This is a genomic window from Streptomyces sp. NPDC051180 (assembly GCF_040689545.1).
Lineage (GTDB): Bacteria > Actinomycetota > Actinomycetes > Streptomycetales > Streptomycetaceae > Streptomyces.
The window spans coordinates 136,423-149,798 of the sequence record NZ_JBFBBC010000006.1; the positions used below are offsets into that span (position 1 = coordinate 136,423).

11 protein-coding genes are annotated in these 13,376 nt (G+C 70.6%); 7 read left to right on the plus strand and 4 right to left on the minus strand.

Annotated features, from left to right (window positions below; all coding sequences use genetic code 11):
- Positions 1–91 precede the first annotated feature (91 nt).
- From AB0424_RS13930 to AB0424_RS13940, 3 genes are all read right to left on the minus strand, one after another.
- Entirely contained in the window at positions 92–1,795 is a 1,704-nt protein-coding gene (locus tag AB0424_RS13930) for a DUF262 domain-containing protein (protein ID WP_366304996.1), read from the minus strand.
- Positions 1,796–1,933: 138 nt separating this feature from the next.
- The gene (locus tag AB0424_RS13935; protein ID WP_366304998.1) at positions 1,934–5,071 is read right to left on the minus strand and encodes a DUF3427 domain-containing protein; all 3,138 of its coding nucleotides are present in this window, start codon (positions 5,069–5,071) and stop codon (positions 1,934–1,936) included.
- Between the two features lie 162 nt (positions 5,072–5,233).
- On the minus strand, positions 5,234–6,238 hold the full coding sequence (locus AB0424_RS13940) for an SEC-C metal-binding domain-containing protein (protein WP_366305000.1): 1,005 nt from the start codon (positions 6,236–6,238) through the stop codon (positions 5,234–5,236).
- A gap of 63 nt (positions 6,239–6,301) precedes the next feature.
- Between AB0424_RS13940 and AB0424_RS13945 the strand changes: the two genes are divergently transcribed.
- The 3 genes from AB0424_RS13945 to AB0424_RS13955 all read left to right on the plus strand — a co-directional run bounded on the left by AB0424_RS13945 (position 6,302) and on the right by AB0424_RS13955 (position 8,969).
- Positions 6,302–7,123 carry a class E sortase gene (locus AB0424_RS13945; protein ID WP_366305002.1) on the plus strand — a complete coding sequence of 274 codons (822 nt, stop codon included), beginning with the start codon at positions 6,302–6,304 and terminating at the stop codon, positions 7,121–7,123.
- Positions 7,120–7,362 (plus strand): hypothetical protein, encoded by a 243-nt coding sequence (locus AB0424_RS13950; RefSeq protein WP_366305004.1) that lies wholly within the window; start codon positions 7,120–7,122, stop codon positions 7,360–7,362. Before AB0424_RS13945 ends, AB0424_RS13950 begins: the two co-directional genes overlap by 4 nt.
- Before the next feature lie 134 nt (positions 7,363–7,496).
- Positions 7,497–8,969, plus strand: a complete 1,473-nt coding sequence (locus tag AB0424_RS13955) for a sodium:solute symporter family protein (RefSeq protein ID WP_366305312.1) — start codon at positions 7,497–7,499, stop codon at positions 8,967–8,969.
- A 76-nt stretch (positions 8,970–9,045) separates the two neighbouring features.
- On the opposite strand, the gene AB0424_RS13960 is transcribed toward AB0424_RS13955, so the two are convergent.
- The gene (locus tag AB0424_RS13960; RefSeq protein WP_366305006.1) at positions 9,046–10,491 is read right to left on the minus strand and encodes an MFS transporter; all 1,446 of its coding nucleotides are present in this window, start codon (positions 10,489–10,491) and stop codon (positions 9,046–9,048) included.
- A gap of 80 nt (positions 10,492–10,571) precedes the next feature.
- On the opposite strand from AB0424_RS13960, the gene AB0424_RS13965 reads away from it, so the two are divergent.
- The 4 genes from AB0424_RS13965 (at position 10,572) to AB0424_RS13980 (ending at position 13,336) form a co-directional block, all read left to right on the plus strand.
- Complete coding sequence (locus AB0424_RS13965; RefSeq protein WP_366305008.1) at positions 10,572–11,111, plus strand: helix-turn-helix domain-containing protein; 540 nt, start codon at positions 10,572–10,574, stop codon at positions 11,109–11,111.
- A gap of 105 nt (positions 11,112–11,216) precedes the next feature.
- Positions 11,217–11,513: a DUF6412 domain-containing protein gene (locus AB0424_RS13970; protein ID WP_366305010.1), complete on the plus strand. Its 297-nt coding sequence runs from the start codon at positions 11,217–11,219 to the stop codon at positions 11,511–11,513.
- A 109-nt stretch (positions 11,514–11,622) separates the two neighbouring features.
- Complete coding sequence (locus AB0424_RS13975; RefSeq protein ID WP_366305012.1) at positions 11,623–12,342, plus strand: YidC/Oxa1 family membrane protein insertase; 720 nt, start codon at positions 11,623–11,625, stop codon at positions 12,340–12,342.
- 136 nt (positions 12,343–12,478) lie between these two features.
- Complete coding sequence (locus AB0424_RS13980) at positions 12,479–13,336, plus strand: fumarylacetoacetate hydrolase family protein (RefSeq protein ID WP_366305014.1); 858 nt, start codon at positions 12,479–12,481, stop codon at positions 13,334–13,336.
- Positions 13,337–13,376: the final 40 nt, after the last annotated feature.

A 13,376-nucleotide genomic window follows, 5' to 3' on the forward strand; every position in this document is an offset into this window, starting at 1 on the left:
CTCCGAGGGTACGGGGCCCGGAGGAACTGCCGGGGCGGTGTGACGGTCGGCCGCGGCGAACGCGACGGCCGACCGATCAGTGAAGGACGCGCTATGCGGGCAACGGGTCTGCGTTGCCTTCGGTGACGCGTCGGATCTCTGCCAGGACGAGTGCCTTCCTCTCGTTCAGGAACTGGCCGTAGTCGTTGGCCATGAGGAACGAGGATTCGCCAACAGGAAGGAGATGCGACTGGAGGATCCCGGAGATCTCCTCTTCCCCCATCGCCTCCTTCATGGTGGCGATGTAGAGCGACGGGGCCCGACTTCCTATGCTCTGGTTGCTCCTCTTGTCGATCAGAGCACGGTTGAGGATGAGTTCCGAGGTCGCCGTGGCAGAGACCTCTTCGAGGTACTTCTTCGGGAACACGTGATGTGCGTCCACGCTCTCCTGAAGGATCTTCTCCGGTGTCAGGATGGATCCCGAGTGGAAGTCACGCGCACCGACACTCAGGGTCAGCGCCATGACGCCCTTGTAGAGGGCTTGGAGGTTGGTCCTTGCCGTGTCGAGGGTCTCCTCCGGGAAGGAGAAGTCCTCGACTGCCTCCGGGGGCGTCGGCTTTCCTGCGAGCCACGAGGTGAGGTCGGCGAAGTCACGCCCCGCCTGGCTGTTGCCTCCCTGGTCGTAGTTGCGACTGAAGACCGAGCACCAGAAGAAGCGGCGAATCTTCTGGAGCGCGGCACCGCTCTCCGCGCCGTTCTTGCCGTCGACGTCATGCCAGGCCGCTGCGAGCGGCACGATGATCATTGAGTAAGGCAGCCACTTGGGGGCGAGCACCCCGCACTCGTCCCGAAGGAAGGTGAGGGCCTTTGCGGTCCCCTGGGCGACGCGTTCCCAGTAGAGCTCGAGTTCCTCGGGCTTCAGGTCGAGAACGTCGCTGCGCTGCGCTGATGCGGTTCTGTTGGCAGTGCCCGAGAGATTCCGCCGGTTCGCCGTGGCAAGGAGGGAAACCGCCTGCAGGAGGGAGTAGGCGTCGACCTCGAAGGAGCCGAGAATCGGGTGCTTCTGCTGGGCTGTATCCCACATGTGTCGCAGGTCGACGCCCGCCGGCCAGAAGCGGGCGGCCAGGAGCTCGAACACCGTGAGCTTGATGCCGGTGCGGTTCAGCGTCTCAAAGATGCGGCATACCGCATCGAGAGGGGTGCTCTCGGGCAGCTCGACGACCGGGAAACGGTAGTTGCCGATGGGACGCAGGTACTTCCGGATCAGCTCCCGGAGTTTCTGCCGCCGCTCCTTCCAGTCCTCGAAGAGGTCGGAGACATCTTCCATCCCGTCAAGCCACTCTTCGATCCTGTCCGACTCGATCAGGGACAGGGGGAAGAGTCCGAGCCTCATCTCCTCCGCCGCGTTCTCCGGCGGGCGCTTCTTGAGGGAGCGGGCGTTGACCTCCCGGTAGACGATGACGTCATCGAGACGGCTTGCGTCGAGCGGACCGGTGTGATCGAAATGAAGACCCTGGAGCGCGTTGAGGTCAACGTAGAACCTCTGCTGACCGACCCCGCTCAGAGCGCGAAAAATCGAGGTCATGCGCTGCTGGCCGTCCAAGACCAGAGCAGCATTGGGGCGGAGCTCGACCTCGTCGAAGCCCTCGAAGGAGCGTCGCCTGATCTGTGGGGTCTTCTGCTCCCAGAAGAGAAGGGTCCCCGCCGGGTACCTCGCGATGATGGAGACGAGGAGCTTCTGGGTGTCGCTCGGATCCCAGACGAAGTCTCGCTGGAAGTCCGGTATGGCTAGCCGGCCTCGTCGCATGTCCGCCATCAGATCGTTGATGGACGGAGTGTCAGGAGTCGAGAGCTGCTTTTGCGAAGGAGTTTCTCGCGAGTTTATGGACACGCTTCCTCTACTTGCTGTGCTTACGGGGTCTTTGAAGGTCCTGGCTCTGCGGGCTGCGAGAACTTATCCGGCCGCGATGGACGAGTACGTGAGGACGTCGGCAGGGATCTCATGGTGGAGCTCCCAGGTGATCTCCATGGGCTTGCTGCCCTGGTGGTCGACGTACTGGGCCGGTCCCAGGAGCATCCAGGGCTGAGGCCCGCCGATGTCCGTCTTCTTGTACCTGCGGACGAAGAGGAGCACGTGCGAGCCGTTCTTCTCATGCGTCTGGTACCGCACCCCCGTGGGGGACGTCCTCGACGTCTGGTTCTGGGACTCCCAGTGGAAGAGGGTCTCGTTCAGCGCGTAGTCCCGGTAGCGCGTCTGCGGGGAGAAGTCCTTCTCGTCCTTCTCCAGGGTGATCAGCAGAGCGTCCGTCTGGATGTCCTCGCACCACTTCACGCCCTCGCGGAAATGAGCTGGCATGAAGCCTCCGATGGAGGACTGACCGAGGGCAGGAAGGATCTCCTCTCGGCTGTAGGAGGCGTGGATCGTCAGGGGCAGGTCGGCTAGGGGGCCGCGCAGGGGGACCGGGATGTGATCGGTCTGCCCAAGGGCGGACTCAAGGACCTGTCGGAGCTCGTCCCGGACGGCGTGGTGCGGACGAAGCGATTCCAGAGCGTCTTGGTACGAGGCGAAGCCACCGCCCAAGGGCCAGAGCGAGAAGAAGAACATGCGGGCGTAGGCGCGCTCGATCTCGTTGAGTTCGGTGTACGGCGGGGCGTCATCCGTGAGGAGCTGTGTGTAGGCCGCGACCCGACGGGGATCGTCCACGTGAAGAAACGCGGAAACGCGCTTCAGGAGCGCTTCCTCCCCTGCGGGGCCCGTGGCGGGAAGCAACCCTGAACGGCGCAGCAGACCGGTCCATGAGCTGCCACTGCGGTAGATCTCCTTGAGCTCGCGTCCGCTCTCCGTGAGGTACGCCGGCAGCCGGGTCTCGCCGTAGCGGCTCACTTCGCGCGCCAGCTGGGTGACGTTGACGCTGATCTGGCTGCGGATGTTGTTGATGATCAGGTCCTTGGCTTTGGACTCAAGGATGATCTGGCAGCCGGACGGCAACAGGGGGAAGTCCTGGTCGATGTTGGCCAGGAGTCGATTGCGCGTCAGGTTGGTCAGCGCCCGGAACTGCTCCTCGAACCGGAATTCCTTGCGGTGCTGCCCGATGAAGTCCAGCACGGTGAGGACCGCCTTGCTCTCCGTGCGACGCAGCCCGCGGCCGAGCTGCTGGAGGAAGACCGTCGCGCTTGAGGTCGGGCGCAGGAGGAGGAGCGTGTCGACGTCAGGGATGTCCAGGCCCTCGTTGAAGAGATCAACCGAGAAGATCACTTGGACCTCTCCGGCACGCAGCGCGGCCAGTGCGGCCATCCGCTGGTCGCGGGGAGTCTCCCCGGACAGCGCCACGGCATTGAGGCCAGAGCGCTGGAAGTAGTCCGCCATGAACCTTGCGTGGGCGACGGAGACGCAGAAGCCGAGGGCACGCATGCCCCCCGGGTTCGCCACCTTGTCCTGGACGGCGCGAACGACGAGCCGTGCCCTGGCGTCGTTGCCGCTGAACAGTTTGCTGAGGGCTGACGAGTCATAGGCGCCTCGCTTCCACTCAACGGCGCTCATGTCGGTGTTGTCGGTGATTCCGAAGTAGTGGAACGGACTGAGGAGGTCGTTCTCGAGCGCTTCCCACAGGCGCATCTCCGCTGCGATGCGTCCGTCGAAGAACTCGTCCTGGACGTTGCGGCCGTCCATCCGCTCGGGAGTCGCGGTCAGCCCCAGGAACTCCACCGGGCGGAAGTGTTCGACGATCTTCCGGTAGGTCGAGGAGACTCCGTGGTGGAACTCATCGATGACGATGACGTCGAAGTGGTCCGGGGACAGCTGGTCCAGTCGTTGTGCCTTGAGGGACTGCACGCTCGCGAAGACGTGCTGCCAGCCGCCAGGCACGAGCCCGCTGTGCAGTTCCTCCCCGAAGTTGGCGTCGACGAGCACGTCCTGGTAGGTCCGCAGGGACTGGCGAAGGATCTCCTGCCGGTGGGCGACGAACAGGAGCCGGAGGTCACGGCCGTGCTGTTGCCGAAGACGCTTGTAGTCGAGGGCGGCCATGACGGTCTTTCCCGTGCCCGTCGCCGCCACGAGAAGGTTCCGATGACGGTCGTGCACCTCGCGTTCCACCTGGAGGCGCTCCAGCATGTCCCGCTGGTGTGGGTACGGTCGTACCTCCAGCCCGGACAGGGTGATCCGCCGCTCTGTGCCGGAGCCCGTTCCACCGCCGGCCACCTGAAGCGCCTCGCTGAGGCGGGAGGCGTCGCGGGCGGGGTCGTAGGACTCGAAGGCCGGATCGCTCCAGTAGGCGTCGAAGGTCGCCTCGAACTTGCGAAGGACGTCCGGCGTCGCGACGGACGACAGACGTACGTTCCACTCCAGTCCGTCCAGCAGAGCGGCCTTCGAGAGGTTGGAACTGCCGACGTATGCGGTGTCGTAGCCGCTGTGCCTCCGGAAGAGCCACGCCTTGGCGTGGAGGCGTGTCGAGCGCAGCTCGTAGTTGACCTTGACCTCGGCGTTGAACCGCTGGACGAGTCGATCAAGGGCATGCCGCTCGGTGGCCCCGATGTACGTCGTCGTGATGACCCGAATCGGCACGCCGCGCGCATGGGCTGCTTCGAGGGACTGCTCGATCACCCGCAGCCCATGCCACTTCACGAACGCGCAGAGCAGGTCCACTCGGTCTGCCGTCGCCAACTCCGCTCGCAGCTCGAAGCCGAGGCTGGGGTCCTCCGGAGCGTTGGTGAGGAGCGCCGTCTCTGCCAACGGGGTCGCAGGACGGATCCGGTACACACCCTGTGCCTCCTCCTCGGCGACCGCGAGCAGTTGGCGTGGACCGTCAGCGACGAGGTCGATCCACTCGCGGGCGCCCTCGATGGTGTTCATCGACTCGAGGATGTGGTTGGCCGCATGTACGTGCTCTGCCGCGGGCAACCCCTGCAGGATGCGACGCACGGTGTCGGCCACGTGCTGCGCCAGCACGCGAGGGGAGGACTCCGGACCGACGGCCTCGTCGATGGCATGCCAGCCGCGGTCCCCGAGAGCTTTGAGCTGTGCGTCCAGACGCAGAGTCACCAACTGCTCATAGAGACCCGACACCGGCCCACCAGAGTTCGACCACGCACTCATCGATTCCCCTCCCTGATCAACCTCCCCATTGGTATCAGGAGTCACAGGGATATCGGTCGTGAAACCGCGAACGCGTTCCCCAGGGCAGGGCGGTCTTACGCCGTGCCGAGAGGCTCTGGCCAGGGCCGGACGACGCGGCTACGGCAGGACGGCGTTGTTGGCTCAGTCCTGCACCGCGCCCCCGTGGCACTTCCCGTACGGGCGTTCCGAGCCGCACCAGCAGGTGTCGGTTCTGGCGGGGGGCCAGGTGGTGGCGCGGGCGCGGGCGGCGAGGGTGGTGGCGTACTGGGGGAGGAGGTCGGCGTTGGAGGGGGGAGTGGACTCGGAGGCGGCGAAGGCTTCGTAGGAGGGGACGGTGGCGCGGACGATGCCGAGGTTGGGGGTGCCGGCCTGGGCGAGTTCGCGGAGGGACGCCTCGATGTCGGTGAGGTGGGCGCGGTAGGTGGGGTACTCGGCTTCGAGCTCGGGGTAGGCGGCGAGGAGCTCGTCGAGTTCGGGTTCGGGCCAGTGGAGGACCGCGACGGGGAAGGGGCGGGAGAGGGCGGTGCGGTAGGTGCCCAGTTCGGAGCGGAGGCGGGTGATCTCCGCCTGGAGCTCCGCCGGGTCCGAGGAGCCGAGGGACCAGAGGCGCTTGGGGTCGTGGAGTTCGTCGAGGGGGACGGCCGCCGTGTGGAGCCGGTCGGCGAGGGTGTCCCAGTCGTCGTGGGGGAGGGCGAGCATGCGGCGGACCCGGTGGCGGGTGATGAGGAGCGACTGGGTCGCGTGGGGGAGCTCGGGGGCGGTGGCGAGGAGTTCGGCGGCCTCGGTGAGGGTGGACTCGGCCGCTTCGAGCTCGTCGTGGGCCTCCAGGGTCTCCGCCGTGGTCTCCCAGGCGGCCGCGTCGGAGGGCCTGGCGCGCCGGAGGCCGTCGATGATGGCGCGGGCCTCGGCCTCGTGGCCGTACTCCCACAGGTTGGCCGCCTTCAGCGCCCTGATGAGGTGGGGGTTGGCGGGTTCGGTGGCCAGGAGGTCGTCGTAGAGGGCGGTGGCGCCCGGGCGGTCGCCCGCGAGTTCCCGGTGGGCGGCGGCCTGGAGGTACAGGGGTTCCCGGTCTCCGGGGTACTGCGCTGCCGTGCGGAGGAGGCGCTCGGCTTCGGTGGTGTGGGCGGCAGGCGTGTCGGGGCGCATGTTCTCCACCGTACTGCTGTACGGGCCTGGAGAGTTGGCGCCTCAACGCTTATCGTGCCCCGCGTGCGGGCCAGGGTGGGGCAGCGGGTGCCGGTCGTCGTCCAGGGGCGGGGGCGCCGGCGCGGGGTCGCGCGGGTGCTGTGGGTCGGTGCCGAGACCGTCGTCACCTGCGGGGTCGTCGTGCTGCTGCTCGTCGTCCACCAGCTGTGGTGGACGAACCGGCAGGCCCGTGCGGAGGCCCGTGAGCAGGTGACCGCGCTGGAGCGCGAGTGGCAGGACGCGTGGGAGATCTCTCCCCCCGGCGACACGCCGGAGCCGACGGAGTCCGGGGGCCCGGTCCGGTCCCCGGCGCCCGTGGAGCCCGGGGTGTCCGGGTCGTCCGTCGGGCCCGGGACGGCGGACGGGAACGGCGCGCCCGCGGAGCCGTCGGGCGGGGCCTCGTCGGACACCTTCGCCGTGCTCCGCGTCCCGCGGCTCGGTCTGACGGTGCCGGTCGCCCACGGGGTGTCGAAGCGTTCCGTCCTCGACAAGGGGTACGTCGGGCAGTATCCGGGCACCGCCGCCCCCGGGGCCGTGGGGAACTTCGCCCTCGCCGGGCACCGGAACACCCACGGCGAGCCCTTCCGGCACGTCGACCGGCTGGTGGTGGGGGACAGGATCCTGGTGCGCACGCGGGCGCGTACGTACGTCTACCGCGTCGACCAGGTGCTGCCTCGGACGGCACCCCGTGACGTCGGGGTGATCCGGCCCGTGCCGCGGTCGCTCGTCAAGCCGTCCTACGGGTACGCCGAGGCCGGCGCCTATCTCACCCTGACGACGTGCACGCCGGAGTTCAGCAGCGCCTACCGGCTCGTGGTGTGGGCGAGGCTAGTCTCGGCCGGGTGATCAGACGCAGGCCGTGGCTCGGTTGGCTCCTCGTTCCGTACGTGCTGTTCGTGGCCGTGCTGCCGCTGGTGAACGGGGTGCCGCTGTTCGTCCTGTGGCTGTTGGGGGCCACGGTGCTGACCCCGGCCGCCGTCGCCCTCGCCCGCCGCGGCGATCTGCGGGAACAGCGGAGGTGGGAGGGCCAGGTGGGGCGGGAGAGCCAGGTGGGGCGGGCGGGCCGTGAGGGAGCCGCCGAGTGAGCGCCGTCGTCGTCGAGGGAGCCGCCGAGTGAGCGCCGTCGTCGTCGAGGGAGCCGCCGAGTGAGCGCCGTCGTCGTCGAGGGAGCCGCGGAGTGAGCGCCGCCGTCGTCTCCGTCTCCGTGTTCGGCGTGTTCATGGCCGTCACCGTCGTCCTGGGGCTCACGGCCGTCCGCCGGCACGAGGGCGGCGGGCTCGACGGGTGGTCGGTGGGCGGGCGGTCGCTCGGTCCGGTGTTCATCTGGGTGCTGATGGCGGGGGAGGGGTACACGAGCTTCAGCTATCTGGGGGCCGCCGGGTGGGGGTACAACTACGGCGCGCCCGTGCTGTACGTCGTCGCCTACATGTCCTGCGGCTACGCGGTGGGTTACGTCGTCGGCCCGATGCTCTGGGGGTACGCCCGCAAGCACGGGCTCGTGGGGCTCAGCGACATGGCCGCGCACCGCTACCGGCGGCCGTGGCTCGGCGGGGTCGTCGCCGTGCTGGCGACCGTGTTCCTGCTGCCGTACATCCAGCTGCAGATCACCGGCATGGGCGTGGTGGTGTCGACGATCTCCTACGGGACGATCGGGCTGGACCTCGCGTACTTCCTCGCCTTCGCCGTCACCACCGGCTTCGTGGTGGTGAGCGGACTGCGCGGCAGCGCCTGGGTGTCGGTGCTCAAGGACGCGCTCGTGATCCTCACGCTCGGGTTCCTGTTCGTGTACGTGCCGCTGCACTACTTCGGCGGGTTCGGGGAGTTCTTCGGGCGGCTCGTCGACGAGAAGCGGGAGTGGCTGAACCTGCCCGGGCACGGGGGCGAGCGGAGCGGGTACGGGGTCGGGTGGTTCGCCTCCACCACGGTGCTCAACTCCCTCACCGTCGTGATCTTCCCGACGACCGTCGCCGGCTACCTCGGGGCCCGGGACGCCGACACCCTGCGCCGCAACGCCGTCTGGCTGCCCGCCTACAACGTCCTGCTCTTCGTGCCCATGCTGCTCGGCACGGCGGCCCTCTTCGTCGTCCCCGGCCTCGTCGGCGCCGAGTCGAACCTGGCGCTGTTCAAGCTGGTCACGGACTCGCTGCCGGCGTGGGCGGTCGGGATCGTCGGGGTGGCGGCCGCGCTGTCGTCGATCGTCCCGATGGCCGTGTTCATGCTGGTCATCGGCACCATGTGGGGGCGGAGCGTGCTCAGCCGGGTGCCGCGTCTGCGGGCCCGCGAGAAGGGCCTCGCCCAGCTGGTGGTGGTCGTCGCCGGTGCGCTCGCCCTCCTCATGACGTACACCGCCCCGAACACCCTCGTCCGGCTCTCCCTCATCTCGTACGAGGGGATGGCGCAGCTGCTCCCCCTGATGCTGGTCGGGCTCGTGTGGCGGCGGATGACGCTGTGGGGCGGGCTGTCCGGGCTCGGCGTCGGCGTCGCGCTCGTCTGCGCGCTCGTGTTCTCCGGCAACGATCCGCTCGGCGGCGTCAACGCCGGACTGCTCGCCCTCGCCGCCAACCTCGCGGTCGCCGTCGCCGTCAGTCTCCTCCGCCCCCGGGAGCGGTCCGATGACCGCGCCGACGAGGACGTCCTGGCGCTGGAGGAGTTCACGGACGCGGCCGTGGGAGGGGTGGCGAGGAGGGGGTGACCCTCTTGGTGTCCCCCTGTGCCCCTGTGCCCCCGTTCCCCCGTTCCCCTGTGCCCTTGTCGGGCCGGGCGCGGGCTCACCCGGGGCGGCGTCCCAGCGCGAGGGTGAGGGCGGCGCCCGTGAGGGCGAGGGCGGCCGAGGTCAGCAGGGCGGTGTCCGGGCCGGCGGTGACGAGGGCGAGGGTGAGGGCGACGCCGGCGGAGGAACCGATGTAGCGGGCGGTGTTGTTGGCGCCGGAGCCCATCGCGGCGCGTTCGGGGGGTACGGAGTCGACGGCGAGGCGCGGGAGGGCGGCGTTCAGAAGGCCGCTGCCCGCGCCGGCCACGAGGAGGCCGGGGAGGAGCCGCGGCCAGGGGCCGTCGAGGCCGCCGAGCAGGGCCAGGACGCCGGCGGCGGAGAGGGCGAAGCCCAGGGCCAGTTGGTACGCGGCGGAGAGGCGGCCCGCGAGGCGACGCGCCTGGAGGGCCACGACGAACGCGGTGCCCGACCAGAGGACGAACAGCCAGGCGGCGCCCAGCGGTGACATCCCGGCCCCGCCCTGGAGCAGCGCGGGCACCACGCTGAACAGGCCGATCACCGCCAGCCCCGTGAAGAGCGCGCCGAGCGTCGAGGCGAGGAAGGCGGGCCGCCGCAGCAGGGCCAGGTCGATCATGGGGGTCCGGGCGGTGCGTTCGACCGCCACGAAGACGGCCGTCAGGGCCGCCGCGGCGAGGAGGAGCAGGCCCACCGGCAGCCGGAGCCAGCCGTCCCGGCCGAGCGTGAGGGCGGTGAGCAGCGCCGCCAGGGCGAGGCCGAGCGCGAACGCCCCGGGGAGATCGGGACGGGGAGCGGATCGCGGGGTCGTCGTGGCGATGGTCGTGGTCGGGCCCGTAGCGGTAGCGGTAGCGGTAGCCCTAGCCGGATCCGGAGCCGTTGCCGACTCCGTCCGAGGGAGGGCTCGGGTCCCCGCCGCCGCGATCGCCAGGGCGGCCGCTCCCAGGGCCGCGTACGCCAGGCGCCAGTCGAGGAGGCTCAGGGCGCCGGCGAGGAGGGGGCCGAGGGCGATGCCGCCGCTGACGGCGGCGCCCCAGACGCCGGTGGCCCGGACGCGGTCGCGGCCGGCGGGATAGGCGTGGGCCAGGAGGCCGAGGCTGCCGGCGAGGACGGCGGCGCTGGCCGCGCCCTGGGCGGTGCGGGCGAGGGTGAAGGTGAGGGTGGAGCCGGCGAGGGCGCCGAGGGCGGTGGTGAGGCCGAGGCCGAGGGTGCCGAGGAGGAAGACGCGACGGCGGCCGTGGGCGTCGGCGAGGCTGCCGGCCACGAGGAGGAGGACGGCGAGGCCGAGGGGGGTGCCGTTGAGCAGCCACGCCTGGGCGGAGGGCGGGGTGCGGAAGGCGGCGGCCATGGCGGGGAGGGTCAGCATCGGAGCCGTGTAGTTCATCAGCGCGACGGCGGTGGCGGCGGCGGTGACGGCGAGGGCGGCCCCGGGGCGGGGCACGCGGAGGGGCGGCGACCCGGTGAGGGCTGTGGCGGCGAGCGGGGACATGGCAGGAACCTCCACCCTTAGGTTCAGTGAATGAACCCACCGTACCAGCAAGGTTCGTTCAATGAACCCTCCGGCGTACGATGGGAGGCATGGCTCTCGGCAAGGACTACGCCCACCAGCAGTGCTCCATCGCCCGCGCCCTGGAGGTCGTCGGGGAGCGGTGGACCCTGCTCGTCGTCCGCGACGCCTTCTACGGTGTGCGGCGCTACAGCGACTTCCTCGTCCACCTCGGCGCCCCCCGCGCGGTCCTCGCCTCCCGGCTCCAGGCCCTCGTCGAGGCCGGCGTCCTCGACCGGCGCCGCTACCGGGAGTCGCCGCCGCGCGACGAGTACGTGCTCACGGAGCGCGGCCTCGCCCTCTGGCCCGTGCTGCGCTCGCTCGGTGCCTGGGGCCGGGCGGAGGTCCCCGGCGCGCTGCCGGTGCGCCGGTTCCACCACGCCGACTGCGGCACCGAACTGGGCTCGTACGGCGAATGCCCCGCCTGCCGCATCCCCGTCCCGCCGGCCGACGTCGAGATGCGGCCCGGCGCCGCCCTCGACCGGGACCCGGACGACCCGGTGAGCCGCGCCCTCGTCGCACCCCGCCGCCTCCTCGTCCCCCTGGAGACGGCCGACGCGTGAGCGCCCGGGAACTTCGGCACGGTCCCGTGCGTCATCAGGGGAGAACGCGCGACGGGCGCGGGCGCGCGCGGTTCGCGCGGCGGAGGTGACGAGGGGGTGGTGGGGATGACGGCCAGGGATCTGCTCCTGCGTGTCCTCGCGCCGCTGTTCTTCCTCCTCGCCGTCGCCGACCTGCTGCTCTCCGACGGCGCGAGCGTCTCCGCCGCCGTCGCCCTCGCGGCGACCACCGTCGTCTGCGCCCTGATCGGAGCGCGTACGGCCCCGGCCGTGCCGCCCACCGCCGTGCGGACCGCCATCCGCGACCGCGAGCGGCGCACCGCCTTCCTGCCGCAGCGCGACCCCGACGCGGCGGGCCGCAGAAGACCCCGAGCCCCCGGCCGTCACCTCCCGACGGCCGCGTAGGGGAGCCCGCACACCACACCGGACACGCCCTCGCGCGGATCCGTCATGCCGAGACCCGAATTCCTTCCGGTTTCCCCCGGCACGACGAGACCCCACGGAGGGCTCCCCCTTGTCCGTTTTCGCCTCGCTGGTCGAGCGGCTCGCCGACCTGCTCCAGCCGCTCTTCTCCACCACCGCCACGGCCGCCGCGATCGTGCTCTTCACCGCGGTCGTACGGCTCGCGATCCATCCGCTGTCACGGGCCTCGGCCCGCGGGCAGAAGGCCCGCACGCGGATCGCCCCGCAGCTCGCGGAGCTGCGCAGGAAGCACGCCAAGAACCCGGAGCGCCTGCGGAAGGAGATCACCGAGCTGCACGCGCGGGAGAAGGTGTCGCCGTTCGCCGGCATCCTGCCCAGCCTGCTCCAGGCGCCCGCGTTCCTGCTGATGTACCACCTGTTCTCGGGCGACCGGATGGCCGGGCACACCCTCTTCGCCGCCCCGCTCGGCGACCACTGGGCCGACGCCCTCGGCCACGGCGGGGTGTTCGGCCCGGCCGGGCAGGTCTACCTCGTGCTGTTCGCGCTGGTCGCCGGCGTGGCCACGTTCTCCTACCGGCGCACCAAGCGTCAGCTCGCCGAGCAGCCGCTCGACCTGGGGCAGCCGACGCCGGGCGCGGGCGCCATCGCCAAGGTGATGCCGCTGCTCTCCTTCGCCACCCTGATCACCGTCGCCGTGGTCCCGCTCGCCGCCGCGCTCTACGTGGTCACCAGCACCACCTGGACCGCCGTCGAGAGGGCCCTGCTGTTCCGCGGGGAAGGCACCCCCGAGGCGCTTGCTACTCGCGCGTAAGGGTCCAGTGTGTGAACGGGGTCTTGCAGACTGACCGGTTCTCTTGGAGGATCGACCAATCCTCCGATGGCCGCACTCCATCGGCCGGGGTACCGCAGGGCCCGTCCGGGCCCACCTCGACCACAGGGAGAAGACCATGAAGCTGCTGCGTGTCGGGCCGCCGGGAGCCGAGCGTCCCGCCCTGCTCGACCAGGACGGGACCCTCCGCGACCTGTCGGCCCTCGTCGACGACGTCGACGGCGGCCTCCTCGCCGACGCGGCGACGCTCGACCGGATCCGGGGCGCCGCCGGCGCCGGGGTGCTGCCCGCGCTCGACGCCACCGGGCTGCGGATCGGTCCGCCGGTCGGCCGGATCGGCAAGGTCGTGTGCATCGGGCTGAACTACCACGGCCACGCCGCCGAGACCGGTCAGGCCACCCCGGCCGAGCCCGTCGTCTTCCTCAAGGCCGCCGACACCGTCGTCGGCCCGGACGACACCGTGCTCGTACCGCGAGGTTCGGTGAAGACCGACTGGGAGGTGGAGCTCGCCATCGTCATCGGCCGCACCGCCCGCTACCTGGAGACCGACGAGGAGGCGCTCGCGCACGTCGCCGGCTACGCCGTCGCGCACGACGTCTCCGAGCGCGAGTTCCAGATCGAGCGCGGCGGCACCTGGGACAAGGGCAAGAACTGCGAGACCTTCAATCCGCTCGGACCCTGGCTGGTCACCGCCGACGAGGTGCCGGACCCGCAGGCGCTCGGTCTGCGGCTCTGGGTCAACGGCGAGCTCCGCCAGGACGGCCACACCTCCGACCAGATCTTCCCGGTCGCGGAGGTCGTCCGGTACGTCAGCCGGTTCATGACCCTGTACCCCGGCGACGTCATCAACACCGGCACGCCCGCCGGTGTCGCCATGGGGCAGCCGGAGCCGAAGCCGTACCTGCGCCCCGGTGACGTGGTCGAGCTGGAGGTCGACGGGCTCGGCCGGCAGCGCCAGGAGCTCAAGAGCGCCTGACCGCGAGTGCCCGGCGGCGAGGTCCGCCGGCCGGGCGCCG